The 26,269-nt window shown below is 35.5% G+C and carries 25 protein-coding genes and 4 tRNA genes; 9 read left to right on the top strand and 20 right to left on the bottom strand.

The features are described 5' to 3' along the window. Window positions 1-221: 221 nt before the first annotated feature. Window positions 222-848 (top strand): RNA polymerase sigma factor, encoded by a 627-nt coding sequence (locus EG359_RS00815; protein ID WP_084180496.1) that lies wholly within the window; start codon window positions 222-224, stop codon window positions 846-848. A 113-nt stretch (window positions 849-961) separates the two neighbouring features. Here EG359_RS00815 and EG359_RS00810 read toward each other — a convergent pair whose 3' ends face one another. Both EG359_RS00810 and EG359_RS00805 read right to left on the bottom strand, forming a co-directional pair. Beyond that, window positions 962-1,522 carry an HAD-IA family hydrolase gene (locus tag EG359_RS00810; RefSeq protein ID WP_228435095.1) on the bottom strand — a complete coding sequence of 187 codons (561 nt, stop codon included), beginning with the start codon at window positions 1,520-1,522 and terminating at the stop codon, window positions 962-964. A 36-nt stretch (window positions 1,523-1,558) separates the two neighbouring features. Beyond that, window positions 1,559-2,179 (bottom strand): helix-turn-helix transcriptional regulator, encoded by a 621-nt coding sequence (locus EG359_RS00805; protein ID WP_076355940.1) that lies wholly within the window; start codon window positions 2,177-2,179, stop codon window positions 1,559-1,561. 194 nt (window positions 2,180-2,373) lie between these two features. Between EG359_RS00805 and EG359_RS00800 the strand changes: the two genes are divergently transcribed. The 4 genes from EG359_RS00800 (at window position 2,374) to EG359_RS00785 (ending at window position 4,710) form a co-directional block, all read left to right on the top strand. Next, window positions 2,374-3,000 carry a superoxide dismutase gene (locus EG359_RS00800; protein ID WP_076355942.1) on the top strand — a complete coding sequence of 209 codons (627 nt, stop codon included), beginning with the start codon at window positions 2,374-2,376 and terminating at the stop codon, window positions 2,998-3,000. 21 nt (window positions 3,001-3,021) lie between these two features. Beyond that, window positions 3,022-3,522 carry a DUF2480 family protein gene (locus EG359_RS00795; protein ID WP_076355944.1) on the top strand — a complete coding sequence of 167 codons (501 nt, stop codon included), beginning with the start codon at window positions 3,022-3,024 and terminating at the stop codon, window positions 3,520-3,522. Window positions 3,523-3,528: 6 nt separating this feature from the next. Then, a complete protein-coding gene (locus EG359_RS00790) occupies window positions 3,529-4,098 on the top strand; it encodes an NADPH-dependent FMN reductase (RefSeq protein WP_076355946.1) in 570 nt (189 codons plus the stop codon). A 264-nt stretch (window positions 4,099-4,362) separates the two neighbouring features. Next, window positions 4,363-4,710 carry a 4Fe-4S dicluster domain-containing protein gene (locus tag EG359_RS00785; protein WP_076356066.1) on the top strand — a complete coding sequence of 116 codons (348 nt, stop codon included), beginning with the start codon at window positions 4,363-4,365 and terminating at the stop codon, window positions 4,708-4,710. An 87-nt stretch (window positions 4,711-4,797) separates the two neighbouring features. Here the strand turns inward: EG359_RS00785 and EG359_RS00780 are convergent, their stop codons facing one another. The 3 genes from EG359_RS00780 to EG359_RS00770 form a co-directional block, all read right to left on the bottom strand. Next, window positions 4,798-5,733, bottom strand: coding sequence for a ketopantoate reductase family protein (locus tag EG359_RS00780; protein WP_076355948.1), 936 nt, complete (start codon window positions 5,731-5,733; stop codon window positions 4,798-4,800). 63 nt (window positions 5,734-5,796) lie between these two features. After that, the gene (locus EG359_RS00775) at window positions 5,797-6,378 is read right to left on the bottom strand and encodes a Crp/Fnr family transcriptional regulator (protein ID WP_076355950.1); all 582 of its coding nucleotides are present in this window, start codon (window positions 6,376-6,378) and stop codon (window positions 5,797-5,799) included. Between the two features lie 91 nt (window positions 6,379-6,469). Then, a complete protein-coding gene (locus tag EG359_RS00770) occupies window positions 6,470-7,009 on the bottom strand; it encodes a hypothetical protein (RefSeq protein WP_076355952.1) in 540 nt (179 codons plus the stop codon). Window positions 7,010-7,135: 126 nt separating this feature from the next. Between EG359_RS00770 and EG359_RS00765 the strand changes: the two genes are divergently transcribed. Beyond that, on the top strand, window positions 7,136-7,891 hold the full coding sequence (locus EG359_RS00765) for a helix-turn-helix domain-containing protein (protein WP_076355954.1): 756 nt from the start codon (window positions 7,136-7,138) through the stop codon (window positions 7,889-7,891). A gap of 26 nt (window positions 7,892-7,917) precedes the next feature. Further along, on the top strand, window positions 7,918-9,072 hold the full coding sequence (locus tag EG359_RS00760) for an FAD-dependent oxidoreductase (protein WP_076355956.1): 1,155 nt from the start codon (window positions 7,918-7,920) through the stop codon (window positions 9,070-9,072). Between the two features lie 682 nt (window positions 9,073-9,754). Here EG359_RS00760 and EG359_RS00755 read toward each other — a convergent pair. Next, window positions 9,755-11,083 carry a tetratricopeptide repeat protein gene (locus tag EG359_RS00755; protein WP_164463032.1) on the bottom strand — a complete coding sequence of 443 codons (1,329 nt, stop codon included), beginning with the start codon at window positions 11,081-11,083 and terminating at the stop codon, window positions 9,755-9,757. 213 nt (window positions 11,084-11,296) lie between these two features. Further along, on the bottom strand, window positions 11,297-12,772 hold the full coding sequence (locus tag EG359_RS00750; protein ID WP_123867233.1) for a tetratricopeptide repeat protein: 1,476 nt from the start codon (window positions 12,770-12,772) through the stop codon (window positions 11,297-11,299). A gap of 338 nt (window positions 12,773-13,110) precedes the next feature. Between EG359_RS00750 and EG359_RS00745 the strand changes: the two genes are divergently transcribed. Continuing rightward, a complete protein-coding gene (locus EG359_RS00745; protein ID WP_076355958.1) occupies window positions 13,111-13,587 on the top strand; it encodes a GNAT family N-acetyltransferase in 477 nt (158 codons plus the stop codon). Between the two features lie 40 nt (window positions 13,588-13,627). Here the strand turns inward: EG359_RS00745 and EG359_RS00740 are convergent. The 13 genes from EG359_RS00740 to EG359_RS00680 form a co-directional block, all read right to left on the bottom strand. Then, a tRNA-Lys gene (locus EG359_RS00740) sits at window positions 13,628-13,700 on the bottom strand. Between the two features lie 379 nt (window positions 13,701-14,079). Further along, complete coding sequence (locus EG359_RS00735; RefSeq protein ID WP_076355960.1) at window positions 14,080-15,297, bottom strand: TCR/Tet family MFS transporter; 1,218 nt, start codon at window positions 15,295-15,297, stop codon at window positions 14,080-14,082. A 124-nt stretch (window positions 15,298-15,421) separates the two neighbouring features. Further along, window positions 15,422-16,294: a helix-turn-helix domain-containing protein gene (locus EG359_RS00730; protein WP_076355962.1), complete on the bottom strand. Its 873-nt coding sequence runs from the start codon at window positions 16,292-16,294 to the stop codon at window positions 15,422-15,424. 309 nt (window positions 16,295-16,603) lie between these two features. Further along, a tRNA-Lys gene (locus EG359_RS00725) sits at window positions 16,604-16,676 on the bottom strand. Between the two features lie 231 nt (window positions 16,677-16,907). After that, window positions 16,908-16,980, bottom strand: a tRNA-Lys gene (locus tag EG359_RS00720). Window positions 16,981-17,260: 280 nt separating this feature from the next. Beyond that, a complete protein-coding gene (locus EG359_RS00715; protein ID WP_228435097.1) occupies window positions 17,261-17,962 on the bottom strand; it encodes a DAPG hydrolase family protein in 702 nt (233 codons plus the stop codon). Between the two features lie 217 nt (window positions 17,963-18,179). Next, window positions 18,180-18,983, bottom strand: a complete 804-nt coding sequence (locus EG359_RS00710) for a helix-turn-helix domain-containing protein (protein ID WP_076355966.1) — start codon at window positions 18,981-18,983, stop codon at window positions 18,180-18,182. A 130-nt stretch (window positions 18,984-19,113) separates the two neighbouring features. Next, window positions 19,114-19,186 (bottom strand) — tRNA-Lys (locus tag EG359_RS00705). 170 nt (window positions 19,187-19,356) lie between these two features. Then, the gene (locus tag EG359_RS00700) at window positions 19,357-20,004 is read right to left on the bottom strand and encodes a DJ-1/PfpI family protein (protein ID WP_076356074.1); all 648 of its coding nucleotides are present in this window, start codon (window positions 20,002-20,004) and stop codon (window positions 19,357-19,359) included. 102 nt (window positions 20,005-20,106) lie between these two features. Further along, the gene (locus EG359_RS00695; RefSeq protein ID WP_076355968.1) at window positions 20,107-21,108 is read right to left on the bottom strand and encodes a GlxA family transcriptional regulator; all 1,002 of its coding nucleotides are present in this window, start codon (window positions 21,106-21,108) and stop codon (window positions 20,107-20,109) included. A gap of 214 nt (window positions 21,109-21,322) precedes the next feature. Further along, window positions 21,323-22,915, bottom strand: coding sequence for an efflux MFS transporter permease (locus EG359_RS00690; RefSeq protein ID WP_076356076.1), 1,593 nt, complete (start codon window positions 22,913-22,915; stop codon window positions 21,323-21,325). Then, entirely contained in the window at window positions 22,908-23,972 is a 1,065-nt protein-coding gene (locus tag EG359_RS00685; RefSeq protein WP_076355970.1) for an HlyD family secretion protein, read from the bottom strand. Before EG359_RS00685 ends, EG359_RS00690 begins: the two co-directional genes overlap by 8 nt. Window positions 23,973-23,976: 4 nt before the next feature. Beyond that, window positions 23,977-25,299 carry a TolC family protein gene (locus tag EG359_RS00680; protein ID WP_076355972.1) on the bottom strand — a complete coding sequence of 441 codons (1,323 nt, stop codon included), beginning with the start codon at window positions 25,297-25,299 and terminating at the stop codon, window positions 23,977-23,979. 132 nt (window positions 25,300-25,431) lie between these two features. Here EG359_RS00680 and EG359_RS00675 point away from each other — a divergent pair, with 132 nt between their 5' ends. After that, window positions 25,432-26,229, top strand: a complete 798-nt coding sequence (locus EG359_RS00675) for a helix-turn-helix transcriptional regulator (RefSeq protein ID WP_076355974.1) — start codon at window positions 25,432-25,434, stop codon at window positions 26,227-26,229. Window positions 26,230-26,269 lie beyond the last annotated feature (40 nt).

Raw genomic sequence — 26,269 nt, 5'->3', positions numbered from 1 at the left:
AGATACTTCTATCTATAAGACGATGAAAATGAAAAACTTCCCCAGACAGTTCTTAATATTTTATTCATATTAAAGCCAGATTTGGGATTATTTTTAACTTATTTTACATTTACTCAACATTAAATTCATATTTAAGCGCAGTTTTGCAGAAATATTTAACCTTACCATAACTAAAGTTCACAAAAAGTTAATTTTCCTTTAGGTAATTTTGTTGCAGCCATATGAACGTAACAGACTCTACTTTATTAAAGAAAATAAAATCAGGCGATCGCCCTGCATTCACGCTGTTGTATGACCGATACTGGGATAATCTGTACCGCTTTGTCTTTGTACGAACCAAGGATAAGGAAGCCTCCGAGGAACTTCTTCAAAATCTTTGGATGAAGATCCTTGAAAATCCAGATACGATACAAACGGATGAAACTGAAAGTGCAAAAGGCTACCTTCTTCGTCACCTTCATTATCGGATTCTTGATTACTATAACAGCTATAAAAAAGCACCTCCTACCCTAAGCATTGACGAGTTTGAAACTCCGGAGGAACTTAATATTTCTGATACGGAATACTTTGAAATTATTGAGGAAAATGAAATTTCTACCTTATTATCTATGATTGATGAGGTAGTCTCACAACTCCCTGCAACAGAACAGCAGGTATATGACATGAGAATCCGACAGAATATGTCTGTAAATGAAACCGCAGAAGCCTTGGGAATAAGCAATAAAACGGTGAGCAATAAACTAAGTAAAGCCCTCAATGAAGTACGGGAACAGCTAAATCCGGAATACCAGTCTTCCAAAAAACTGGTATCTATTCTTATGCTGATGGAGATATTGACAAGGTATTAGAAGTCCTGTCTATTATAATTTTTATGTAATTCTATTATTGAAAAACAGTCAATAGCCCTGCATTGAAGTTCAATATTTTAAAATCAGCAAGATCAAAGTCTATACTTTCATCATCATTCGTAAAAACGATGGTTCTCATACCGGCTTGCAGCCCGAAGCCCGGAATGACTGTCTTCAATGGCTATGCAATGTTCCGGAGATACGCCAAGCTTTTTAGCTGAGGTAAGATATACAGCCGGATGTGGTTTTCCCAGCTCTTCAAATTCCGAGGAGTGAACGCTGTCAAATAATTCCCGTAATTGAAGCTTTTCAAGAACAGCATCAGCTACGCGTAAAGGCGCATTAGTTGCTAATCCTATCTTATAATCCTTATTTTTAAGGTTTGTAATAAATTGCTGTATGCCGGACATGGTACAGTCTTCGGATTGTATAAACTCTATAACCTTAGAAACAACTTCCTGCTCTACAGTAGGTACATCCAGATTTTCCCAGGGAAACTTTCCATGCCAGAATTCCGTAACCTCTTTCGTGGTCATGTATTTGGTCTGTGTTGCCAGCTCATCCGTGACCTGAACGCCATAGGAAGAAAAAACATCCAGCTCAGCCTTGGCCCAAAAACCCTCCGAATCCACAAGAACCCCATCCATGTCAAATATTACTGCTTTTAAAACCATATTCCTTACTAATGAATTTAAATGATAAATAATGAGTTATTGGCTAATTTTATAGACACAACGCTGTCCTCCGGAAATAATGTGGTCTATTCTTTCCACCGTATAGTCTTTCCCGATAAGGGACTGGAAATTGGAGAGTTCAGCACGGCAGAATCCCTGACATTCGGTTGCTGCAGCACATATCGGGCAATGGTTTTCGATCAGAAAATAATCCTTACCCTCTTTTTTCCACTCCGCCATATAGCCTTCCTTACTTCGGGCTTCTGCAAGAACATCCAGACGTTGTTCCAGAGATTTTGTCTTGGAAATAGCCTTTTCATAGCGTTCATGGGTATTCTTTTCTCTATCACTGATCAGTAAATCCAATGCATTTTCTCCTAAAAGATTTTTCACAGATTTCAGAAGCTGAACCGTTACCTCAGCATGCGTGTCCGGAAATTGAGCCATTCCCTTTTCAGTAAGAATATAATAAGTGGATGGGCGACCCACCCCTTCACTTTTCACGATAGGTTCAATCAATCCACCCTCCGCAAGATTCAGTAAATGTTTTCTCGCACCCTCCTTTGTAATAGACAGTTCCTCGGAAATCAGGAGCGCAGTCGCCTCTCCTCTCATCTTTAAAAACATCAGAATGCGGTCTGCTGCCGGCTTCTTCATTTGACAATATTTAGGTTGTTTTATTTTCCAACAACAAATATAGTCATTTTCTATAATCTTTAAATTCTAAGATTAATCACATCATTTACAAAGCATTGCACTTCATATCTGGTAAATTAATAAAACAACTAAAAAGTTGTTTTATTTAAATATATTATTACCTTTGTCCTACATTAATCAAAAAAATAAATGCAATGAAACCATTTACACTACCCCAATTATCCTATGCGTATGATGCTCTGGAACCATTTATAGATATAAATACAATGACCATTCACCACCAGCGTCATCATCAGGCGTACGTAGATAATCTAAATGCTGCCCTGGAACAAACCAATGAAACCAATCCTGATCTTGACTCATTATTGCAAAGAATAAGTGAATACAGTCCTGCAGTGAGAAATAATGGTGGTGGTCACTATAACCACTCTTTATTTTGGGAAATCCTGTCTCCACAACCTAAGCTGAATCCTGAAGGAAAGCTTAATAACGATATTATTTCAAGCTTTGGAAGTCTTGAGAATCTGAAAGCAGAAATGAAGAAAGCTGGATTAGGGCAATTCGGTTCCGGATGGGTTTGGCTTTTTGTAAAATTCAATGGTTCTCTTGCCATAAGCTCCACTCCCAATCAGGATAATCCTATGATGGATGTACTTTCGATGAACAGAGGCTTTCCAATCCTTGGGATAGACGTTTGGGAACATGCTTACTACTTAGCCTACCAGAATAAAAGAGCAGACTATCTGGATTCTTTCTGGTCCGTGTTAGATTGGGCTTCAGTAGAAAAAAAATACGAAGAAGCGCTTTCAAAAATAAGATAATACAAGAAAATATTGCCAACAATGAACACGCAAACTTTTGTCAATAAAGCAGAGGCCTCCGGTATTATTGCTTTTGACTTTTTAGACTATAAACCCACTACAGAAATCGTAGAGCTAGATATCAAGGATCATCTTTTTATGGGAATGATTGTCAAAGAAAAGGAGTTTAAAGAATCAATTGCTGCATTGGACTATTCTGTATACAACGAAAAAGCAGTGGGAATTATTTGTTCTACTGATGCTATCATTCCGCCGTGGGCCTATATGCTGATTATGGAAAAATTATCTCCTTATGCTGTTTATGTAGATTTAAACAATGCTGAAACAATTCTGCTTGACCTCTGGAAGCGCAGGATCACCTATGCAGATCTGAAACACTATAAAAATCAAAAAGTTGTAGTTAGAGCACATACCCATCATGACTCAGCACTTTACTTATTGGCAACCGGACTTCTAAAACCTCTGGTCAAAAGCCTGATGTACGGCGAGATAGGTTTACCAAAAGTAATTTTCAAAAACTAAAACAAAATGAAAGCAATTATATTTAACGGATCGTTGGAAAGAAGAACAGAATCTACCTCAGGACTTATTTCCAGATATTTATCAGAACGTCTTTCACAATCAGGAGTTCAGGCGGATATTTTTACCCTTGCAGATTCCGGAATTCCTTTATTTGATGTCACTCTTAGCAAAACGCCTTTGGCTGTGGAACGCATGACTCAAATGTTTTTGGGTGCTGATCTTCATTTCTGGTTGGCTCCCCTCTATCACGGCAGTATTCCGGGGGTAATGAAAAACTGCCTCGACTGGCTGGAAGTGACAGCTAATACCTATGAACCTTATCTTACAGACAAAACCGTAGGATTAGTTTGCTGGGCAGATGGTTTACAGGCATTACATGGAATTAATACGATGGATGTTATTGCCAAATCACTACGGGCATGGCCACTTCCTTTTAGTGTACCAATTGTAAGATCTTCCCTATTTGACATTGATAATCCTACACAAATTTCATCTCTTTATTCCGGTAAGTTTGATCAACTTATCAGTATAGCCACGACAAAGAAAATAGAAAAAACTACAATAAAGCAATCATAACATACATGATAGTGAAGAAGCACTTCTCTCAGAAATGTTCACTTCTGATGCAACCAGCAGATTAGCCTGTCAACTTTATTTGACAGCACAAACGGATGGCTTCTCTGTGGAAATTACAGCAGATTAGCAGATTCAAAATACAAGTTTGCACAGTTTATGATGTAATAAATTGTTGAAAATGTTTTAATTAAGTTTAGTAGGGATTTCCAAAACAGTTCAATGTTGAAGAAGTCCCTTTTTTTAAATACTTTAAAAATAAAGAACATGGCTATAAAAATAACTGATGCCTGTATCAATTGTGGGGCCTGCGAACCTGAATGTCCTAATTCAGCCATTTACGAAGGGGCAATCGACTGGCGTTGGCAAGACAAGACAAAGCTTTCCGGAAATGTCACATTTCCTGATGGTACAGAGGTAGATGCCAGTGCCTTTAATGAGGCTGTTTCTGATGAAGTCTACTATATTGTATCCGGAAAATGTACTGAATGCAAAGGCTTTCATGAGGAGCCACAATGCAAAGCCGTATGTCCTGTAGATTGTTGCGTTGATGATCCTGATCATCGGGAAACGGAAGAGGTTTTACTGAGCCGACAGAGGTTTTTACATAACTAATTTTCAAGCTTCATTTCTTGAATAAGTAAAGGCGGGTTTTAACCCGCCTTCAATATCAAAAAATCTTCGTCTGGCTTTAGTCCAAACTTATTTTCCTTTTATCTCATTGTATATTTTTTGCGTAAAAGGAGTATCAATATGAAGCTCTGTACCATATTTTAAGATCGCTCCGGCAAATAATTCCAGTTCATTGTCTTTCTTCCCGGAATGAATATCCAACTGTAAGGACGTGGGCGTTTCAAACGGAAATGTAGCGGCTTTTTCAAAGGTTTTCTCAATAATATCTTCTTGTAGATGAATTTCTTTTTTATCCGCAATCAATTTTATTTCTTTCATTATTTCTGTTGCTTCACGCTTCTGTTCTTCATCTGTGCATACCGTTCCAATGGATGAATTATGCTTTGCTGTTACCAATCCGAAGCTTGCAATAAAGAAAAACTTAGTCCAGATATCAGATAATGAATTGTCTTTAAAATCAAAATCAATCTTGCTTTCCTGAAGCAGGTTTGTTACCCATTCCACATCGGCGGAAAAATGTTCGGGATCTCTTCCTACAATCATCTTTCCTGCCTTTCCTTTATGTTCTACAGTTCCTCTTTCCTTAATATGAGAAGCTACATAAATGCAGGTTGGCAGAACAATATGATCAGGAATTACTTTTCGAATTCTGTCATAAATATCTGCTCCGTTCATCATCGGAAGTAAAATAGTATCTTTATGAATGACCTCTGAAAGCTGTTTACAAACATTTTCCAGATCATATTCCTTAACGCAGATCAGTACCAGATCCGGATTTTCAATATCGCTAATATTTTCTACAATCGTATTAGGATGTGTGCGATCATTGGGATGTTCTGGTGAAAGCAGAGTCAATCCGTTTTCCTTTACTTTATGATAGGTTTCTCCTCTGGCAACAAAAGAAACTGTATATTTTTCGGAAGCTTCGTTAGCCTGATTAATTTTAAAACCAAAATATCCGCCTACACCTCCTAATCCAACAACGACAATATGTTTTTTGTTCATGAAATTATTTTTAACAAAGATGAACGACAAAGATTAAAATATCACTTGACAAATGAAAAGAAATTACATTTTATTAATATCTCTCCTGATCCTGCTCAAAGAGCTATCCTTGATTCCCAGATAAGACGCAATAACCTTTAGAGGAACATGTTGAAAAATATCAGGATCTTTCTTCATCAGATTAAAATATCTTGTGGAAGCTTTCTGGCTCGCCATTTCAATCAGTCGATCATGGATGTTATGATAATTTAATACGAAAAGAAGCCTGCTAAATTCTCTGAATTCAGGGATATTATGAAAATTATGCTGTACATTTTCCAGGCCTGTTTCCCAGAAAGTACAGTTTGTAACAGTCTGATAAATTTCCTTGGTAGGCTGCTGTCTGAAAAACGACAGAAAATCATTTACAAAGCAAGGTGCAGCATAAATATTGGTGGTAATTTCCTCATTATCCTCATTCAAAAGATATGAGCGAACATATCCTTTTTCCAAAAAATAGGTCTTTGTGCTGATGGTATTTTGATCAAGTAAGACCGTATTGGCCTTTAATTCAAAATGATTGAAGGTTTCTGTAATTTTTTCAACCACTTCATCTTTGATACTGAATAAGGAATGAAAATAATTATTAATTGATGACTTATCCATTAAATATTACACTAATAAATCTATATTAAGCCCTCTAAAATAGGGATAATTCTATTAACTGAACTTAAAGATTTGACGACCGTTCTAGATTCTAGATTGAAGGAGATGGCGAATATTCTGATTCATTAAATATTCTTCCCGTTTTTACCTCCTTTATTTTGATCACTTTCTTGCCTTTTTTGGTTACTTCCAATATAATTTTCTCTTTTTTTGGATCCTTTTTATCAGAAAGCTGCAGTTTGTTGCCCTTTAGTTCAACAGTATCATAGTCATCATACTTTGCAGTATACCCCAGCAGAATTACCCGATCATCATTTTTATCCGGTTTTTTATAGCTTATCGTTTCTAATGGATAATGTGAAATAATACGCACACTATACATTCCATTAAAATCATATATCCTTTCTACAAGGTCATCAGGAGTAAAAGTAGTTAAAGTTTCGGGTTCATTCTTCCAACGAAAGGCTGCTATATCTCCGATGGCAGGTTCCAGGGATTCCTTTGTTATTATTGCGGGAGGAATTAATACTTCTCTTTTAGGCATGGGAGATATTCCCTTACTTTTCTTTTTCTGTGCAGGCAATGCCATAAAAATCAACAGAAAAAACAACAAAAATTGATATCTAGCCATATTTTTAGTCTTTTTAGATTCAAATTATATGAATAAGTCTTATCTACTAAAGTATTAAATTATTTGTTGTGATCTAACTATTTTTGTAATTTAATTCAATCTAACCAGTATGCATCTCTTATCAGTATGGACCAGGACTTTTATTATAATTTCATTGAACCCGATATCGTTCTTGCTGATTTTGTAGAAAATCTGGGGACATTTCATAACCGTTCAGATGAAGCAAAGGAGGTGGTCATCATACCGGATGGTCGGGTTGATTTGTTTTTCATGCAATCTCCGTCTGAACCCTTTCATATTGCCCTTGTTGGGTTAGAAACCTATCCCGAACAAAGACAGATTCCGCCACAAACCATTGCCTTTGTTGTCAGCTTCAAGCCTCTTGCTGTTGAATATATTTTACATACCTCCATTGCTGAAACATTAAATATAGCAAAAGATCTCCCTGACGATTTTTGGGGATTTAAGGCAGAAGATTTGCAAAATTTTGAGCTTTGCTGTACAAAAGCAACACAAAAGATAAAGGAACTTCTTCCCAAAGAAACAGATGAAAGAAAGCGTAACCTTTTTAATCTCATCTACTCATCAAAAGGAGAAATGAGTGTGAAAGAACTTTCGGAAAATGTGGGCTGGAGCAGCAGACAGATTAACCGGTATTTCACAAAGCAATTAGGCTTGTCATTAAAAACCTACTCCACTATTTTACGTTTCAGAGCATCCTTGGAGCACATTGTGCAGGGAAAGCTTTTTCCTGAACTTAATTATACGGATCAAAATCATTTCATCAAGGAAGTGAAAAAATTTTCCGGAGTTGCTCCCAAGGAATTATCTCAAAATAAAAACGACCGATTTGTACTATTATCAGTGTTGAAAGGCAAGTAATTTTGTCCTGTAAAATTTAAATTAAAATGCTGATAAACAATAAATCAATAGCAATCGTTGGAGGTGGTCCTGCGGGACTTACTCTGGCAAGACTTTTACAGCTAAAGAATGCCAATGTAAAGGTATATGAAAGAGATATTAATAAATATGCTCGTGTACAAGGCTCTCCCCTTGACATGCATGAGGATTCCGGACTGGCTGCCTTGCGTAAGGCTGATCTTCTGGAAGAATTTAAAAAAGCATACCGTCCTGGCGCAGATAAAACACTGATTATGAATGAACAGTCAGGAATTCTTTTCAGTGATCATGAAGGAAAACCTGATGAAGATTTTGGTGCCGAACATTTTCGTCCTGAAATAGACAGAGGGCCACTCAGAAATATGCTGCTGGACTCTCTACAACCGGAAACAGTGGCATGGGATAGCCATTTTATACACATGGAACCTCACAATGATGGCTGGATGCTTCATTTCAAAAACGGAACTTCAGCTTATGCAGACCTTGTAATTGCTGCGGATGGTGCCAATTCTAAAATCCGCCCTTATCTTACGGATAACAAACCTCTCTATTCAGGAATTATTATGTTGGAGGGAAATGTTTCAAAGGAAAATGCACCCAATATTAATGCCTTGATAAAAGGGGGTAAAATAATGGCATTCGGAAATACCAAGAATATATTGATGGGCCAAAAAGGCAATGGTGATCTTGGTTTCTATGCAAGCTTTAAGGCAGACGAAAACTGGGCTACCAATAGCAGTCTAAACTTTTCTGATAGTGCTAATATTCTGGAATGGTTTAAAACAGAATACTCTGAATGGAGCAATATATGGGATGAATTATTTATAAATGCAGCTACACCATTTATTCCTCGCCTTATTTACTATATGCCTTTGGATCAGACTTGGGAAACAAAGCCTAATGTAACCTTGTTAGGCGATGCAGCGCACGTAATGCCTCCATTTGCCGGGGAAGGAGCTAATATGGCAATGCTTGACGCCCTGGAATTGAGTGAGCATTTGACAAATAATAACTACAGCACCTTACAGGAAGCTCTTCATCATTATGAAACTAAAATGTGCAAACGGGCTGCTGTTGCTACCCAAGAATCTCTTGAAAATGGAGAGAGAATGCACTCTGAAAAAGCATTAACCACCATGCTGGAATTCTTTAGTGGACATTGAGGCTTATCATAAAAAGGCTGCCTCATAAGTTGAGACAGCCACTTTTTCCCTCTTAAAAAATAAATATCTTTCTCTCCGCTAGATTCTGATTTTGGAGACCATTTGTGCTATTTTTTATCATACCGCGTATTTCGTAAACTTTATAATGATTTATTATAATTACTGTTATTTTTAATCACAATTAACGCGCTATTAGTTATTTATTTTCAATAAAATATCTACAAATCTATATTTTAAAACTAGAAAAATGGAAAACAAGCCTACTACACCAATACAGCACCGAACAAAATAAACTGATTATCAATTCATTGTAAAAATAAATTAGGAAATATAGATTTGCAATAAAAAGCATTTATGATCTAAAATCGGATTTTAAGTATTATACAGAACATTTCCTGAGGGGGTGCATTTTAAAATAATTAGTCTCAAGAAAAAATATTAGTCATCAAAATTATCCATAAATGTGTACAAATTTTTGAATTTGGCGACAAAAATACAATGGGCTTATTCTCAATAAATTAACCTTATAATTTAAAGGTGTAGTATTTATGTAGTATAGCTTTTTTTCTTCCTTCAGGTAAAAATTTTCATATTTGAAGAACAAACCACTTAAATATAGTGGTGGAAAAAAAATATTTCGAACGCTGTCTGATTGTGATGATTCAGGCAGTTTTTTTTGCAGTTAATCCAGATCATCAAAAAATTGATAAATATCTGTCTCTGTTGGAATATCAAGCCTTTTTCTAATTCTGTATTTTTTCTGCTGAACAGTTCTATGCTGGATAAGGGTATAGCTGGCAATCTCCTTTGAAGTAAAATGTAGCTTCAGCATGGCACAAAAAGCCAATTCAGAATCCTCAAGGTTAGGATTAATGTGTAAAAGTTTATTAATGAGCTCCGGATATGCTTCTTTAAACTGTCTAAGAAACTCAGGATCATTTCTTCTGCCTAACTCCATAACTTCATCCAGACTTTTATCATTCATGCGATTCTTTAGCTCTTCGGATTCTGTTCTAAGTGTGTCTTTCCTCTTCCTAAGCAAACTTATGATTCTCCATGCATACACAGCCAGAAATGAGAAAACTGCAAGAGATAATAAAATTACCCATTGCATTTTACTCCTATGATCTTCCGAATCACTCTTTGTCTCTGCTATAAAGGATTCCATATCCTTGTTGATGGTTTTCAGGATGGCTGTATTATTTTTATTTTTTGCCTCTGTATAAGCATTCAAATAAAAATAAGCTTTTTCATTGTCACCTTTATTTTCATATACTGATCTTAGATCGTTATAAATATATTTGGTATAATAGGCATAGATACGCTTTGTACTACTATCTATTTCCAGGGCTTTTTTAAGGGATTCTTCAGCTTTATCATACTGCTTATCCGCAAGATAATATTCTCCCATAATGGTGTTTGCATAAAGAGCTACCCCATCATTTTTCCCTCTCACATTGGCTTTATTGTAGGCAATGGTTATATATTTATAGGCAGAATCCATATTTTTATGCATATATATGTAATCTGCTATTGCACAGTCTGCCAGTCCTAGATCGTCTAATTTTCTGGCTTTCTGAAAATACTCCAGGGCCTTTTCAGGCTGCTTTTTTTCAATCAGGTAAGTACCCTGTCTGAGATAAATATTAAAAAGGATATTGTTTTTCAGTTCTGAGTTTCCACTTTTTGTAATAAGATTTAATGCCTCATTATTGTACTCAAAGGCCTTATCCAGCCTCCTCATCTCTAAATTGAAACGGCCATACGCATTATAAAACCTAGATTGATGAATCTCATTCTTTGAGTGTTTTAAAATGGTCTCTGCATCATTAAAAAAAGACTGAGATTTTTGATAGTTTTCTAGTGAGATATTAACTTCCGCCAGATTGATATAGCAAAGTGCCTTTCCTTCTTCGTACCCCATATTTTGAGCCTTTCTATAAAAATTTTTATTAAGACTGACAAGAGCATCATATTCACCGGCGAGTCTAAGTTCCTCATTCTGTTTCATTAGAGGAATATCAAAGTTTTTCTCATATTTCCTGGAATCTGGGTTGCAGGAAATAAAAAAAACAAGCAAAATAAAAAGAAGAATACGTATCATAACACCTTTACCATCTAAATTGAATTTAGGTATAAATTATGATTAAAAAATGATTTTTTTACACTCAATTGCATTACATTTTGTTTATATTTTAATACTAAATCATTTTTAGTAACTCTTTTAGCGATCCAGGTTATCAAAAAAGGCATAAATATCTTCTTCCCCTGTAATGTTAAGCCTTTTTCTGATTCTATATTTTTTTTGCTGTACAGATCTATGCTGTACAAAGGTATAATCGGCTATTTCCTTGGATGAAAAATGGAGCTTTAACATAGCACAGAAAGCTAGTTCAGAGTTTTCCAGATCAGGATTAATCTTCAGGAGTGCAGTTATAAAATCCGGATATACTTCCTTGAACCTCTTTAAAAAAGAAGAATCATTCTTTTTGGCCAGCTCGGTGACTTCCTGAAGCATCTTAGTTTGGACATGATTTTTCAGTTTTTCTGTTTCCTCCTTTAATGTTTTCTTCTTAATTTTTTGCTGTTTTATAGTTTTTTGAACATAAATACCGGAAACGGTAAGCACTGTAATTGATAATGCGATAAGAAGAGGTAAATCATTTTTATGCCAATCCGATTCTTTCTTCATTTCTGTGATAAAGCTTTCGGTAGCCTTATTCATTGTAGCTAACCGGGCAGCATCTAGTGTATTTTCCTCCTCCATGTATCTTTTTAAATAATAATATGCCTTTCCACCGTCATTCTTCTTTTTGTATAGCTCAGCCAAGGACTTATATACCCCGCTGATATGGGTAGAATAGGTACGTCTTGTCTTTATATTAATTTCCAGAGCCTTTTTAAGGGCTATTTCTGCTTCATCATTGTTATTGATTTCGTTATAATAATATCCCATTGTATAGTAAACCCAGAGGGATTCTACATCGCTGGTCTTTTGGCTCAGCATCTTTTCATCCGCCTTAGCAATGTAGGAACCTGCTTGTTTCGCCTCATGTACAAACAAGTAGTATTGGGCAATCATACAGTTACTGTAGGCAGAGTTTTCCAATTCATTCGCCTTTAGAAAAGATTTTAGGGAAGTGCCTTTCCAGCCTTTCCAGGCAAAGTAGATTCCTTTATTGATATAAATTCTTGGCAAAAGCTTTTTTTTAAGATCTGAATCCTTTGCTTTCTTTAGATAAAAAAATGCTTTGTTATTACATGTTAGTGCCTTGTCATATAATTTGAGATGGGAATAATATTGGCTGTAATCATTATAGAATGTTGCCTTGTGATAGCTGTTTTCAGAATTTTCAAGGTCTTTTTCTGCTTTTTTAAAAAAGAACAGTGCTTTTTCATAATTTCCGGCTGATACATTTACTCCTGCAATATTGAGATAACAAAGGCCTTTTCCCTCTTTATATTTCATTTGAGAAGCTTTCTGAAGATATTTCATATTGAGCTGTACAAGAGCTTCATATTCCCCAGAAAGTTGTAGTTCTGAGCTTTTCCTGAGTAAGGAAATATCAAAATTTTCTTTCTCTTTATCTTGGGATTTTGAACCACACGAAAGCATATGCAATAACAGACCTATACACAATGTATACATCAATATTCTCTTCAGAATTATTGAATCTGTTCTATTACTCTTAATAACCATCAATTTTAATTACTCATTTTTTAGCCGAATTCCAAATACCTACCTATGCATAAATATTGCAATCTCCAGATACTATTATTCAATGGCTACCTTTAACTGCATCTGTTATAAATATACATAATTATCCCCAGCTATTATTCTATAAAAATTATTCCAATCTAAAAAAACAACGTAATAATCATTCAAAAATTATTTATTTATGGTAGATATTGTTGATTTTTTTACCGTTTTAAAAACCTATCAATAAAAAAAATTAGGTGCTTCATAAAGGACAAGTCTAAAACTATCTGCATATTTGTACATTAAAACCATGTAATCTTAAGCTTTTGCAAACCACCATGAATATTGAATATCGAAATCTTTTACCGAACGAAAGTAACGCCTATCGGAAAATCCGCTTAGAAAGCCTTGAAAAATTCCCGGAATCATTTGGTGCCAATTACCAGGAAGCTCTGAAGACTGAAAAATTCAGGATAGAAAATGATATAGAAAATCAATCTTTAGATAGATTTGTATTTGGCGCATTTGTTGATCAGGAGCTTATTGGTATCTGTGCTTTCGTTAAGGATGAAAGTAATACAGGAAATATCTATCAAATGTATGTAAGAGAGGGATTTCAGGGGAAAAATATAGGATCTGGATTAATACAGGCTATCATTAATGAAGCCAATAACAGATTTAAAAGTATTGAAATTGTTTTGGAAGTAACTCCGAAAAATGAAAGGGCCTATCATTTATATAAAAAAATCGGGTTTCAGGAAGTCATTGATGAAAACAATTCTGAAAGCAATATGATCATGAAATATCTGGCATAAAACAAAAAAAGAACTACAAAAAGTAGTTCTTTTTCATTTGTGACCCGGCTGGGATTCGAACCCAGGACCCATACATTAAAAGTGTATTGCTCTACCAGCTGAGCTACCGAGTCGGCCACTTACTTTTTCAAGTAAATCCCTTTGTTTAAGGGAATGCAAAGATAGAAACTTTTTTATCCAATCCAACTTTTCCTCCTTAAAAATTCATTGAAAATCTTAAAAACATTCTTAAAGTCCACAAATACAGTAAGATTAATTTTAGTAAATTTTTAGTGATCCCAATAAAGAGTCTGCCTCTGGTGATAAGGTTCTGGAAAATAAAAAATGGATTACCTAATTTTGATAATCCGTTTGCTTGTGAACCCACTGGTACAAAACTCGAACTCCTTACTGAAATATTTGGAAACTATTTTAATTCTGAATAGAGTATGTAATGTATCATTAGCTTACACCTGCTTCTTTGCATTATTGCATTTTTTATTCTTTAGATTTCTATTTACTTTTTCGTTGAAAAGCAAAATATATAATAATTACACTAATAGCCATTAAAATGGATGCTAGAAAAAATGGCGCTCCTGAAAATTCAAATGGAGCTTTATCATGTGTAAAGTAATAGAATAAGTTTGTCATGATCGGAGGGCCTATAATAGAAGTAGCACTCACTAAACTTACTAAGGCTCCCTGAAGTTCGCCCTGTTCATTTGAAGGAACATTTTTACTAATTATTGATTGTAGTGCGGGGCCACAGATTCCTCCCAAAGAATAAGGGATAAGGAAAACAAACATCAACCACCCTTGATGAGTAAAGGCAAATAGCATGAGCCCCAAGGCGTAGAATAGCAACCCCAAATATACACTTTTTTGTTCTCCTAATTTTGGGGTTGTCCATCTTATTAGAACTCCTTGTACTAATCCAAGTAATAATCCAAGTAAACCAAGTGATAAACCTACAGTTCGTTCCGTCCAATTGAATTTATACATGGTAAAGAAATGCCAGTTGCTCTGTACAGCATGAAGAGCGACATACACCAAAATTAAAGCAACGACAAGGTTTGATATTTTTGATTGTTTTCTCAAAAAATTAAATGTTCCAATAGGATTGGCCCTTTTCCAGTTGAATGACCGACGTTTATCTTTTTCTAAACTTTCTGGGAGTATAAACAACCCGTAAAGAAAATTCATCATGCATAATATAGCAGCAACATAAAAGGGAACTCTTGCTCCATAATGCCCAAGTAAACCACCGATTACCGGACCTATAATAAACCCTAATCCAAAAGCTGCACCTATTAAGCCAAAATTTTTGGTTCTATCTTCATCAGTGGATATGTCAGCTATATATGCACTAGCTGTTGAAATACTAGCCCCAGTAAGCCCGGAAATGATTCTTCCAAAAAACAACCAACCAATAGAAGGCGCAAGTGCTAATAGTATATAGTCAATCGCAAATCCAAGAAGAGAAATTAAAATAATTGGTCGTCTTCCATATTGATCACTGAGATTACCCACGATAGGTGCAAATATAAATTGCGTAATAGCATAGGCGAAGCCGAGCCACCCTCCATATTTTGCAGCTTCACTAAGGTCACTATGGATAAGTTCTCCAATGAGTTTAGGAACCACGGGAAGTATAATTCCCCAACCTGTAATATCAATCAACAATGTGATAAATATAAATCCAATCGCTGCTTTTTTACCTGTTTTTTTCATGCTGTAAAATTAAACAGAGATAAAAAGAAGGTATTGACAATTTAATGGAGTTTACGTACAATCTGAAAGCTAAAAATGTTCAGCCATCTGTAAATAGTTTAGATACATAAACGAATATAAATTACTATTCGTTTCTATACGTTTTTGGCGACACTCCCACTATTCTTTTAAAGTACCTGCAAAAGATACTTGTTTCTTCAAAATGAAGCTCATTGCTAATTTCTTTAATTGATAAATTAGAAGATTTTAATAATGTTTTAGCATGGAGAATTGTGATATAATCAATCCATTGTAATACAGATTTTCCAGTTTTCTGTTTTAGGAAAGTAGAAAGATATTGTGGTGTTAAATGTAGCTTTTCAGCATAAAACGCAACGCTTCTTTGTTGGCTGGCATGCTTTGAAATTAGTAAATAAAAATCGTCTATAATCTCATGTGTACGGTTTTTTACTAAGCTTTTGTTATCCGGTAAATTAGAATATACTTCAGAAATCATACTAATTAGAACCATAACAAGATGCCGTAGCATTTGTGTCTTATTAGAACTCGGTTTTTTATGATAGAAATTTTGTATAAGTGTTAATAATTCATTTTGGAGCTTTACGTCTTCGGGTTGAAGTCTGATAATTGGCTGCCATCTAATTTGATTATTCATTACAAACTCACGTAGAATGGGAAATTCTGTAATAAAATCTAATGAAAGACCAATTGTTATTATTTCTGCATCTTCACTCAATGATTTTGTTTCAATCATCAATTGCGGTTGTAAAATAGCAATATCACCCGTGTTTATTTCATACTCTAAAAAATGGATTTGCGATTTCATGGATCCTTTTACCATAAATCCCAGTAATAACCCATCAAATAGGCGACTATGAGTTGTATATTTCTTCTTTGGGTCATTTTGTTGACTAAGAATAACTATCCCTTCCGTCTTTTTTGAAGGATCGATATTGTACAATTTATAGACATTGTCCAAAGTTATAAATAGAGCCATGTACAAATAATAAAAATGAAGCTGAAAAAGTAATAAAATAAATTAGATAATAGCAGTTTTACTGTCTGAAAACAGAGTGCTTACAAAATGATGAGGTGGATTTTGCATACCTGTTCTTTTTTAGCAAGCCATTCCTATCACTTTCCCGTACTGCCGAAGATGAAGTTGGTTTATATTTTCCTATGAGTGATTTAATTCTTTCAAATTCAAATACACCTATTCCTTTGTCAAGTTGAGTTCCTGCGAATAGAACACCGGCTATCATCCCGCTTGAAATAAAAAAGCCTCAACTTTCGTTAAGGCTTTTTGTGACCCGGCTGGGATTCGAACCCAGGACCCATACATTAAAAGTGTATTGCTCTACCAGCTGAGCTACCGAGTCGGCCACTTACTTTTCAGTAAATCCCTTTGTTTAAGGGACTGCAAAGATAGAAACTTTTTTCTCCAATCCAACTTTTTCATCCTAAAAATCTCAGAATTATTCCTAAAGTACAGAGATACAATAAGATTAATTTTCATGGATTTTTAGTATCTCATATAAAAAGTAAAGTCCAATGATAAGGTTCTGGAAAATAAAAAATGGATTACCAATATTTGATAATCCATTTGCTTGTGACCCGGCTGGGATTCGAACCCAGGACCCATACATTAAAAGTGTATTGCTCTACCAGCTGAGCTACCGAGTCGGCCACTTACTTTTTCAAGTAAATCCCTTTATTTAAGGGACTGCAAAGATATAATTTTTTCCTTTACTCCTACTCTTTTTCTTATATTTTTCACTTTTAAATCTCTCATTAATGAAGATTTCACATTCCTTGTAATTATGGCCATCATACCAAAATACTGATAAAGTGTTAGTTGAAAAGAAAAAATGCTATATGAAATTTTCATATAGCATTCTAAAATTGTAGGTAGAAATTTAAATTTATTTGTGTTGATTTATTAAAATAACCCATTTAAGGGAAGTTACCAGAGAAGAGGTGCCTGGTCTCCATTTTTGTTTTCAGTATAATAAAGAGATGGCAGGATCTGTGAAAGGTAGGTAAACTCACTGTAACAGTGCTCCATTAAACCGAATCCAATTTCTTCAGACAACTTATTTTCACTATCTGCTGCTAAAGCTCCAAGAAAAAAATGACTTCTTAATGTACAGCCCTGCACTGTATCTCTAACAACATGAAACATATAGCCATCCATAGGGTCCCCATTTGCATCTATTAATGTATCCTCACCAAACCCAATTCTTGCATAGACAACAGCACTTACTTCCCCATTGGTATAGGCCTGCATTAGAGCATTAGGATCAAAAACTTCTGCAGGATCATGAAATTTTATAGTGGCTGCTACGGGAGGAATATCCCCAAGGGATTCTGTTGCGTAGATGGTAGCTCCGATATAATTTTCGTTTTTAATCCATTTATTGTCCCAACCACCGTGCTTCACATGATCATGGGGATGCCATAGCTTTAAATCTGCCGTGGTTTCAAAATACTTGAACCACCAATCCAACATCTTTCCTTTACAGTTATGCAGAACGTTTCTCATCGCGATATGAAGCATTCCGTTATCCAGCCTTTTTATACCGGCTTCAAGAGAGACCGGCTTAGAGGATAAAAGGGCGTTTATATCCTTAAACATTAATTGTTCAGTTTCCTTAGTCAATTCCATACTCGATACTTTATTACATTATACTTATTAATTCTTCGATTAAACCTGTTAATCATAAGACAAAGTTAAATCAGGTAAATCCCAAGATTATTGTACTATTATCTAATCGACCTGTACAATTTGGAAATGTGTTATGAATAGCACTTCCACTCAAATAATATCTTTGAGTTTGAAGAGATAGTAAGAAAAAGGATTAGAATTTTAAATGCTAGAAATATTAAAGACAGACATTATTTCTTTTAAAATCTTCAGGGTTTTGTCCTGTTTGCTTTTTATAAAATCGGGAAAAATAGGCAGGATCATCAAAATTTAAGCTGAACGCAATTTCCTTTATTGTCAATTCACTGGATATCAGCATTCTTCCTGCTTCTAAAACAACTCTTTCATGCAATAACTGAGTAAGGGTTTTATTCATCTTTTCCTTTAGAATTTGATTGATCCGTTTTTCACTGATCCCCATTTTTGAGGAATAAAAGTCAGCCTTTCTTTCTGTCTTATAATATTTATCCATCAACATAATAAACTGATACACCCGTTTCTGGTTGACATCCTGATTTAAAAAGTAATTTTGATTGATTCGAATAAGATTTAAAAGAAACACTTTCAACAATGACTTTAAAACCAGATAGGTTCCCATTGAGTTATTGTATTCTTTCTCAATTAATACTTTTAAGCACTGAAGAGTTTCTATAACATCATTATCCAAACTAAAACTACTGTATTGGCCATGCATATTGAAAAGGTTGAAAACATCCAATGCGTACTCCTTATCATCTTCTTCCAAATACTCTCTTTTAAAAGCAATTATACATCCGTTCTTGCCTTTAAGATCTGGCTTTTCAAGTCGATATAGGGGAATCAGACTTATATATTGCTCTTCCTCATTATTCTCTGAATCATTTTGAAACCATATAATCTCAAAAAAATCGGCTCGCAGTGGGTTTTGCAGGTAGTTTTCCGAATAAGAATCCAGTTCAAAAAATGTGAATTTCGATGGGTCGATTTGGTGAATAAATTTCATATGCCGGCTCTATTCTCGTGATATTATACAAATATACATCACAACTCTTCTGGAAAAATAGATGAGCTGATTTAAAATTTACTTATAAAAAACAAAAAAAGAACTGCAAAATTGCAGTTCTTTTTTATTGTGACCCGGCTGGGATTCGAACCCAGGACCCATACATTAAAAGTGTATTGCTCTACCAGCTGAGCTACCGAGTCGGCCACTTACTTTTTCAAGTAAATCCCTTTGTTTAAGGGACTGCAAAGATAGAAAAATCCTTTTTAAATCCAACTGTTTTCCTGTTTTTTTCACTTATAATTTCAAGAAAAAACATCAAACACCTGTTTATAAATCAATTACATTTATTGATTTTATGAAAATTAATCTTCTACTGTTTAGCTATCGAATCTTCCACTCTTGTCTGCTGATATTCAAAAAGGGTAATCAAGGTATTTACCAATTCTTTTCCATGATGCTTCCCAACTAAGTATAGAGCGGCATCTATTCCGGCTGTGATCCCTGCAGTGGTAATTAACTGTTCCTGATCAACATATCGTACTCCTCTTTTAATATTACTTTCCTGATTATGCGCTTCTAATGCATCCAGCAGCATGCTATGAGTCGTAATATCATAATGATCAAGGATTCCTGTTTCTGATAACAGCATACTTCCTGTGCAGATTGTAAAAATAACGGTTCCATTATTAGCATTATTTTTCACCCAGTTCAATACAATATTTTGAAAGTCATTGTCTTTGAGGCATTTCATTACCTGATCAGGATTTGTTCCGGGAATCACAATCATATCAGGCTTTGGAGATGTTTGTATATCATAAGTAGGAATTATTGACATGGTATTAGCCTCTGTATACACCGGCTCCATGGTTTTCCCCACGGTATAGCAGTTATAGCTTCCGGGTTGTACTACATTTGCTTTAACAAAAACGTCCAGAGGACCGTTCAGATCAAGAACTTCTACCTGATCATAAATTAAAAATGCTACATTCATTGTTTTACTGTTTTGTGCTTGCTTCATTATTTTATTTTTTAAGATTAATATTTTTCTGAAAAAGACATAGCTTTTGCCTGCTGACAAATGATTATCAGCCTTATTGTTTATCAAAAAGTGAAAATTTATTTATTCTGGTCCCTTGAATGCTCTTCTATATTGTGCGGGAGACATGGAAAGGTTTTTCAGAAATAACCTCCGAAGGGAAACGGAACTTCCAAAGCCACATTTCTCAGCAATCATATCGATGCTCATATCCGTGTATTCAAGCATGTTCTTTGCCTGACCAAGCCTCATTTTTTCAAGAAACCTACCAGGTGTCATTCCTGATTCTTTTAAAAATACTCTGGAAAAATTGCGAATACTCATGTTCACAGATTCTGCCATATATTCAATGCTTATGGACTTCCCTAGCTTATCTTTAAGTAAATCTCTTATTCCTTTTGTAAAAGGGCTCAGGGTTTCATAATCAGGGAGAGCATTTCCAAACTGCGACTGTACTCCTGCTCTTTTTAAATGCAAAACGAGATGACGTGCTACTTCCGCGGCCAGAGGTTTTCCAAAATCTTCCTCTACAACAGCCAATGCCAAATCCATCCCGGAAGAAACACCTCCAGAGGTATACATCTGCTGATCCCTGATAAAAAAAGGATTGACATTGACCTCCAACTCTGGGTAGCTTTTCTGTAATGTATCTGCGTATTTCCAATGAGTGGTTACCTGCTTCCCTTTTAAAAGTCCGGCTTTTGCCAGTACAAATGCTCCTACACACACTGATCCCATCCGTTTTACTTTTCCTTTCATATTATGCAGATAGGAATAAAGATTCGGATTGATCTCATCCAACACGGTAAGTGTAGTTCCTGCAACTAATAAGGTGTCAATATTAAAATCAATATCATAAATGGTATGGCTACAGTTCAACGGAATTCCGGAACTTGAATACAAAATCTTTTCTGATGTTCCTGATACAAGGCAGACATGATATCCTGATTGGGAGCTTCCCTCAGATAAAAAACGATTGGCTGAAGTGAAAACATCACAAGGTCCCGCTACATCCAATAATTGCACCTGCGGTAAAACCAAAAGCACAATATTTTTTATTCCTGTATCTTTTCCTACATCTTCCATATCGTTATTTGTATGATACAAATGTACAGAGAACGCATCATGACTGCAATGACAAAAAATATACACTTTCAGCCATATTTATAGCCTTTCGAATATGTAACAAAAAGAGACTGCCATAAAAGACAGTCTCAGCACTCTACTATAAAAACTAGCTAATAAGCTATACTTTTCTGATGGTATTTGTATTTAAAATATTCTCAAAGATCATATCCAATTATGCAGGAGATAATCTGCGGGATTTTAAATAAAGGGCTGTACGATTCAGATACGGGAAAAGAAAAATCAGCAGTATGGTAGCGGCAAGGAGCCACATCATCATTTCATAATAATCCATGGCAAAACGAACATGATTCTGGACGTTGATTCTTCCTACCAGTAATTTATTGGAAGCCTTTACAGCATGATCTTCCAACATTCCTTTAGCGGTCAATTTAGCTGTTTGTTGATGTAAAAAGCTTTTAACAGCAGGATCTATTGCACTTAAATGATCCTGAAAGGCATTATAGTGACGGCTTTTTTCGAAAAGTTCAAAAAAATTGATCAATGCAATACTGATGCAAAACCCTAGATATCTTATCGCCAGGGCTGTTGCCGCTGCTGACGGGCCAATAGAAGCAGGAACTGATGAAATAATGTAAATAATAGTTGGTACCATAATGAATCCCACTCCTAATCCCTGAAGAAATAACGGAATGTAGTAATTGAATTCATCAGCCTGAACATCAAAGGAATAATACATCAAAACATGAAAGGCAAGCAACATCAGAAACCCAGGCCCCCAAATATATTGAATCCTTTTCTTCTGCAATACCATACAGCAGGCAATAATTACCCCAATAACAAGTCCGCAAAGGTTAAAAATATTAATATAGGAAATATAAAATGGGTCAAGATGTAGTTCTGTAGCAAAATAATTATTGGTAATTCCCGAAGCAAAACGACAAATATACATTACAAAAAGAATCAACAGTCCCACTTTAAAGTTTCTGTATTTAAAAATCCGAAGATCAATATAGGGTCTTTTAATCGCTTGCTGGCGGAATATGGATATTCCTGCCAAAACAATGATACCTATTACACTTCCTAAAATCCGATTATCTTCCAGCCAATAATATTCCTGCCCAAAAATCATGATATATCCTATAAGCACAAGTATTGTACTAAAGACTGCAAAACTTTGCCAATCCAGTTTATACAGATGGAATCTCACATGAGTTCTGTAATTACTCATCGCAAGAGTTAGGAAGACAAGTCCAGGCAGATAGGAAAAAATGGCTGTTTTATAGACAATATTAAAATTATAAGAGTCTATAAGGTCAGCTGTAATTAAATTATTAAAGGGCAATGCACAGAGCAAAATTCCAAAGAATACGGAAAAGCTTATCTCCCGCCCTCTTTCACTGTTCAGTCTTGTAAAGATCTGCGTAAGCGAAAGGTTAACGTTACCCGCAAACAACATTCCCTGAATAAAACGTATCGGAAATAAAATGTAAACTTCCCGGGTGAAATAACATACCAGACAGGCTACTATCTGCAAGGTTGTAAATAAAAGAAAATACTCCTTGGCTGCCAGAAAACTGAAAAACCTCCTTTCCAGACTATAAAATCCCACATATCCGGCATAAAACAGTGCCACTGAAAACTGAATATCTGCAGGCTCACATCCATAATATCCTGCTGCTGCATTAACGTTGGATAGTGGCAGAAAGAATATGATAATCCCCGGCAATGTCATGGAGAAAAGAATGATCTTAACCAGCCATTCCGGTGCCCATCTTTTGAAAAAGGGCATTTGTCTTTTAGCCATTGGAATGCTTTTTATTGGCGTATACATTTACATTCATTCCTAATTTCAGGACATCTATCTCTTTTCTTTGTCCGTCCACCTTGATTCTTACAGGAATACGCTGTACAATTTTCACATAGTTTCCGGTGGAATTATCAGGAGGCAAAAGGGAAAAACTAGACCCTGTTGCTGGTGACAATGAGATAATGGTTCCCTGAAATTCTCTGTCGGGATAAGAATCCGCTACAATTTTCACATGATCTCCAATATGCATATCCTTAATTTGTGTTTCCTTGTAATTTGCAACTACCCATTTATCGGTTTCATTATTCACGATAAAGGCAAGGGTTTCTCCGGCATCAATCATTTGTCCTATTTCAACGGTTCTACGACCCATTCTTCCATCGTATGCGGCGGTAACTGCGGTATAGGTTACATCCAGTTTATGGCGATCCAATAATGCTTCCAGTCTGGCAATTTCTGCCTGTACAACAGCTTTCTCACTTTGTATATCATTGATTTTAGACATGGATGCAGCATAGTTGTCCTGAGAGGATTTATATTCGCTTTCATTGACGTCCAGAGTTGCTTTTACATCTTCTAATCGTTGTTTTGTAGCAGATTCTTCATCATAAAGCTTCTTGTATCTGTTATAATCAAGTTGCTGTTTCCAGACCTTTGCTTTATTGGCATCTACCTGAGCCTGAGCCGAGGCGGCTTCTTTTTCTGTGGTACCGGTATTACTTTCCAACACTCTTAGTTCTGCACGGGCTTTCTGAAGGGCTGCCTGGGTTTGTTTTTGCTGAAGTACATATTCACGATTATCAATCAGTAAAAGAGTGTCTCCTTTCTTCACTTCCTGATTTTCTTCAAACTTCACCGCAACAATAAATCCACCAGCTCTGGAAATAACAGGATTTACATATTCCTGAACTTGAGCATCATTGGTTTGCTCATATTGATAATAATTTTTAAGGGTAAAACCGCCCCAAACGGCCAATGCAGCAACGATTAAAACGGAAATCCATCCTGTTACTTTTGTAATGATTCTATCAGTGGGAGTATATTTTTTTTTCATTGTATTATAAAACGCCTGTAATATTTTGTAGTAAATAATAATTGTTCTGTGCCATAATCTTTGCAGCCTCCAATTCAAATTTTGTCTGAAGAACCTGTATATCAGCATCCAGAAGTTCTGTTATAAGAGAAGTTTGATTGAAATAGGTATTTTTGATGATTCTTGCATTTTCTTTCGCCTGAACCACATTGGTTTCAGCAACTTTTATCTGTTCAAGGGCTTCCTGATATCTTAAATAGGCTTCTTTTACCTGTTGTCTTACTTTATCCTCTGTATCCTTGTGTACCTCCTCTTCTTTTTCAAATTCCAGTGCTGCCGCTTTTACTTTTTGGGTATTGTGATAAAGAGAAGAAATGGAAAATGAAGCCTTAATTCCCACAATTCCCAGTGAGTACCAGTATGGATTATATGGATAAAGAAAAATCTGAGGGTTGGCATAATAAAATTCTCCATACATTCCAATTTTAGGACTTAAATTGGCTTTTACCTGCTTCAGTTTAATCTTGCTCAGTTCAGTTTGCTGTTCTGAAACATGATAATTGAAAGAATGATCCAAAGCCAGTTTCAGGTATTCCGCATAGGTTGTATTTTCATTCCATTGACTGAACGGAGCCTCAGGAATAACAACCTGATCATCCGGAACACCTAAAATAATATTCAGCTTTTGCATGGCAATGAGAATATCATTCTCAATGGTCACCAAGGTCATTTTTCTTTTGGAAAGTTCCAGTTCTATTCTTAAAACATCACTTTTCAGAACTACTCCATTTTTATAAAGAGCCTGTATCTCTTTAAGCTGGACTTTTTGATCTGCAATATCCTGCTTAATAAGATTCCTGAAGATGAAAGTTTTCTGTAGTTCAAGATAAAGACTTGCCGTTTTGTAATGAATATCAGAAATGGCCTGCTCTTTTTGAATTTCTTTTACTTTTTGAAGCGTTTTATTTTCCTTAATCTTAAGGTTCAGCTTATTTCCGTTATAAATATTCAGATAAAAATCTGCTCCTGCTCTGTAAAGTGTATGAATTACTTCATGTTGGGTAGGTTTTGAAAAAATACCATTTTCATAAATTGGGATATTGGATGCTTTTTCTGCGGATCCTTTAACTTCTATTTCCGGAAGTCTTTCCCTTTTGGCGTCTTTTACTTCAGCTTCGGCGATGTCTACATTGATGGTATTGATTTTAATATGACGGCTGTTTTCTTCAGCTTTTTGCCATGCATCTTTTAGGGAGAGACGGATGGTATCATTTCGTGGATTGCCTGTATGGGCTGATATAGTGTAGGAAGTTCCCAGCATCAGCAATCCGGTAAGATAAATTTTCATCGGGATTTTTCGAATTATTGCTCTGCAAAGTTACTCTCCAATTCAGACATCTCTTTTATCTAAAATAGTCAAGTTTTACATGATTCCGGCCAAATACGTATATTTGCATTTTCTTTAGTATTTTCATTTTTTATGGGATTAATTGCAGCACTACCGGATATAGATAAACATGATAAAAGTGTATTTGTAATGCACGAAAAATCAGAAAAACTAATTCCTTTTCATAAGCATACAAAAGGACAATTGAGCTATGTAGAGGGTGGTATCGCCTATATTACAATTGACAATAGAACGTATGTGGTACCTGCCAGACATTTTTTCTGGATTCCACAAGGGATGGAACATATTTTAGAGATCGGGCATACAGCTACGGTCCTTCGTTCTCTTTATTTTTATGCCCATGATGATATTTCTGATCCTTTCTATGGCAGGCTGGGGATTTATCCGGCATCAGAACTTTTGATTCAAATGATTAAATACTCAGAGATATGGGATGAGAAGCATGTTACGGAAAAGGACGAAAATTTTGAATTTCTAGTAGCTTTAAAAAAAATACTTCCCAAAACTCACAATCAGCCCCTGCCTATCATTCTTCCTGCTACCCACAATAAACAGATGATGAGAATCGTCTCTTATCTCGAATGGAATATCGGGGAAAAGCTTACACTAGGTAATGTAAGTGCCAGATTCGGGCTGAGTGAACGCTCCATGTCCCGTCTGTTTAAGGCCGATATGAATATTTCCTTTCTTCAATATCTAAAAACATTAAGAATCATCAAGGCAATTGAACTGCTTTTAAATACGGATAAATCTATTAACGAAATTGCAGATGATGTGGGTTATAGCTCCATTAGTGCATTCAGTGATACTTTTCATGAGTTTACCCAATCCAGACCGTCTGACCTTAGAAAAAGCAGTAAGGCTTTTTAAATGTTCTGTGTAAGATATCATTACCATACAAAAAAGCCTT

It is taken from the genome of Chryseobacterium joostei, assembly GCF_003815775.1.
In the GTDB taxonomy this organism is placed as follows: domain Bacteria; phylum Bacteroidota; class Bacteroidia; order Flavobacteriales; family Weeksellaceae; genus Chryseobacterium; species Chryseobacterium joostei.
This window is presented reverse-complemented; position numbering and strand designations above follow the sequence as displayed.

Coding starts and splice junctions, on each gene's coding strand:
- EG359_RS00815 (WP_084180496.1), top strand. CDS start 222: ATGAACGTAACAGACTCTACTTTATTAAAGAAAATAAAATCAGGCGAT.
- EG359_RS00810 (WP_228435095.1), bottom strand. CDS start 1,522: ATGGTTTTAAAAGCAGTAATATTTGACATGGATGGGGTTCTTGTGGAT.
- EG359_RS00805 (WP_076355940.1), bottom strand. CDS start 2,179: ATGAAGAAGCCGGCAGCAGACCGCATTCTGATGTTTTTAAAGATGAGA.
- EG359_RS00800 (WP_076355942.1), top strand. CDS start 2,374: ATGAAACCATTTACACTACCCCAATTATCCTATGCGTATGATGCTCTG.
- EG359_RS00795 (WP_076355944.1), top strand. CDS start 3,022: ATGAACACGCAAACTTTTGTCAATAAAGCAGAGGCCTCCGGTATTATT.
- EG359_RS00790 (WP_076355946.1), top strand. CDS start 3,529: ATGAAAGCAATTATATTTAACGGATCGTTGGAAAGAAGAACAGAATCT.
- EG359_RS00785 (WP_076356066.1), top strand. CDS start 4,363: ATGGCTATAAAAATAACTGATGCCTGTATCAATTGTGGGGCCTGCGAA.
- EG359_RS00780 (WP_076355948.1), bottom strand. CDS start 5,733: ATGAACAAAAAACATATTGTCGTTGTTGGATTAGGAGGTGTAGGCGGA.
- EG359_RS00775 (WP_076355950.1), bottom strand. CDS start 6,378: ATGGATAAGTCATCAATTAATAATTATTTTCATTCCTTATTCAGTATC.
- EG359_RS00770 (WP_076355952.1), bottom strand. CDS start 7,009: ATGGCTAGATATCAATTTTTGTTGTTTTTTCTGTTGATTTTTATGGCA.
- EG359_RS00765 (WP_076355954.1), top strand. CDS start 7,136: ATGGACCAGGACTTTTATTATAATTTCATTGAACCCGATATCGTTCTT.
- EG359_RS00760 (WP_076355956.1), top strand. CDS start 7,918: ATGCTGATAAACAATAAATCAATAGCAATCGTTGGAGGTGGTCCTGCG.
- EG359_RS00755 (WP_164463032.1), bottom strand. CDS start 11,083: ATGAAACAGAATGAGGAACTTAGACTCGCCGGTGAATATGATGCTCTT.
- EG359_RS00750 (WP_123867233.1), bottom strand. CDS start 12,772: ATGGTTATTAAGAGTAATAGAACAGATTCAATAATTCTGAAGAGAATA.
- EG359_RS00745 (WP_076355958.1), top strand. CDS start 13,111: ATGAATATTGAATATCGAAATCTTTTACCGAACGAAAGTAACGCCTAT.
- EG359_RS00735 (WP_076355960.1), bottom strand. CDS start 15,297: ATGAAAAAAACAGGTAAAAAAGCAGCGATTGGATTTATATTTATCACA.
- EG359_RS00730 (WP_076355962.1), bottom strand. CDS start 16,294: ATGGCTCTATTTATAACTTTGGACAATGTCTATAAATTGTACAATATC.
- EG359_RS00715 (WP_228435097.1), bottom strand. CDS start 17,962: ATGGAATTGACTAAGGAAACTGAACAATTAATGTTTAAGGATATAAAC.
- EG359_RS00710 (WP_076355966.1), bottom strand. CDS start 18,983: ATGAAATTTATTCACCAAATCGACCCATCGAAATTCACATTTTTTGAA.
- EG359_RS00700 (WP_076356074.1), bottom strand. CDS start 20,004: ATGAAGCAAGCACAAAACAGTAAAACAATGAATGTAGCATTTTTAATT.
- EG359_RS00695 (WP_076355968.1), bottom strand. CDS start 21,108: ATGGAAGATGTAGGAAAAGATACAGGAATAAAAAATATTGTGCTTTTG.
- EG359_RS00690 (WP_076356076.1), bottom strand. CDS start 22,915: ATGGCTAAAAGACAAATGCCCTTTTTCAAAAGATGGGCACCGGAATGG.
- EG359_RS00685 (WP_076355970.1), bottom strand. CDS start 23,972: ATGAAAAAAAAATATACTCCCACTGATAGAATCATTACAAAAGTAACA.
- EG359_RS00680 (WP_076355972.1), bottom strand. CDS start 25,299: ATGAAAATTTATCTTACCGGATTGCTGATGCTGGGAACTTCCTACACT.
- EG359_RS00675 (WP_076355974.1), top strand. CDS start 25,432: ATGGGATTAATTGCAGCACTACCGGATATAGATAAACATGATAAAAGT.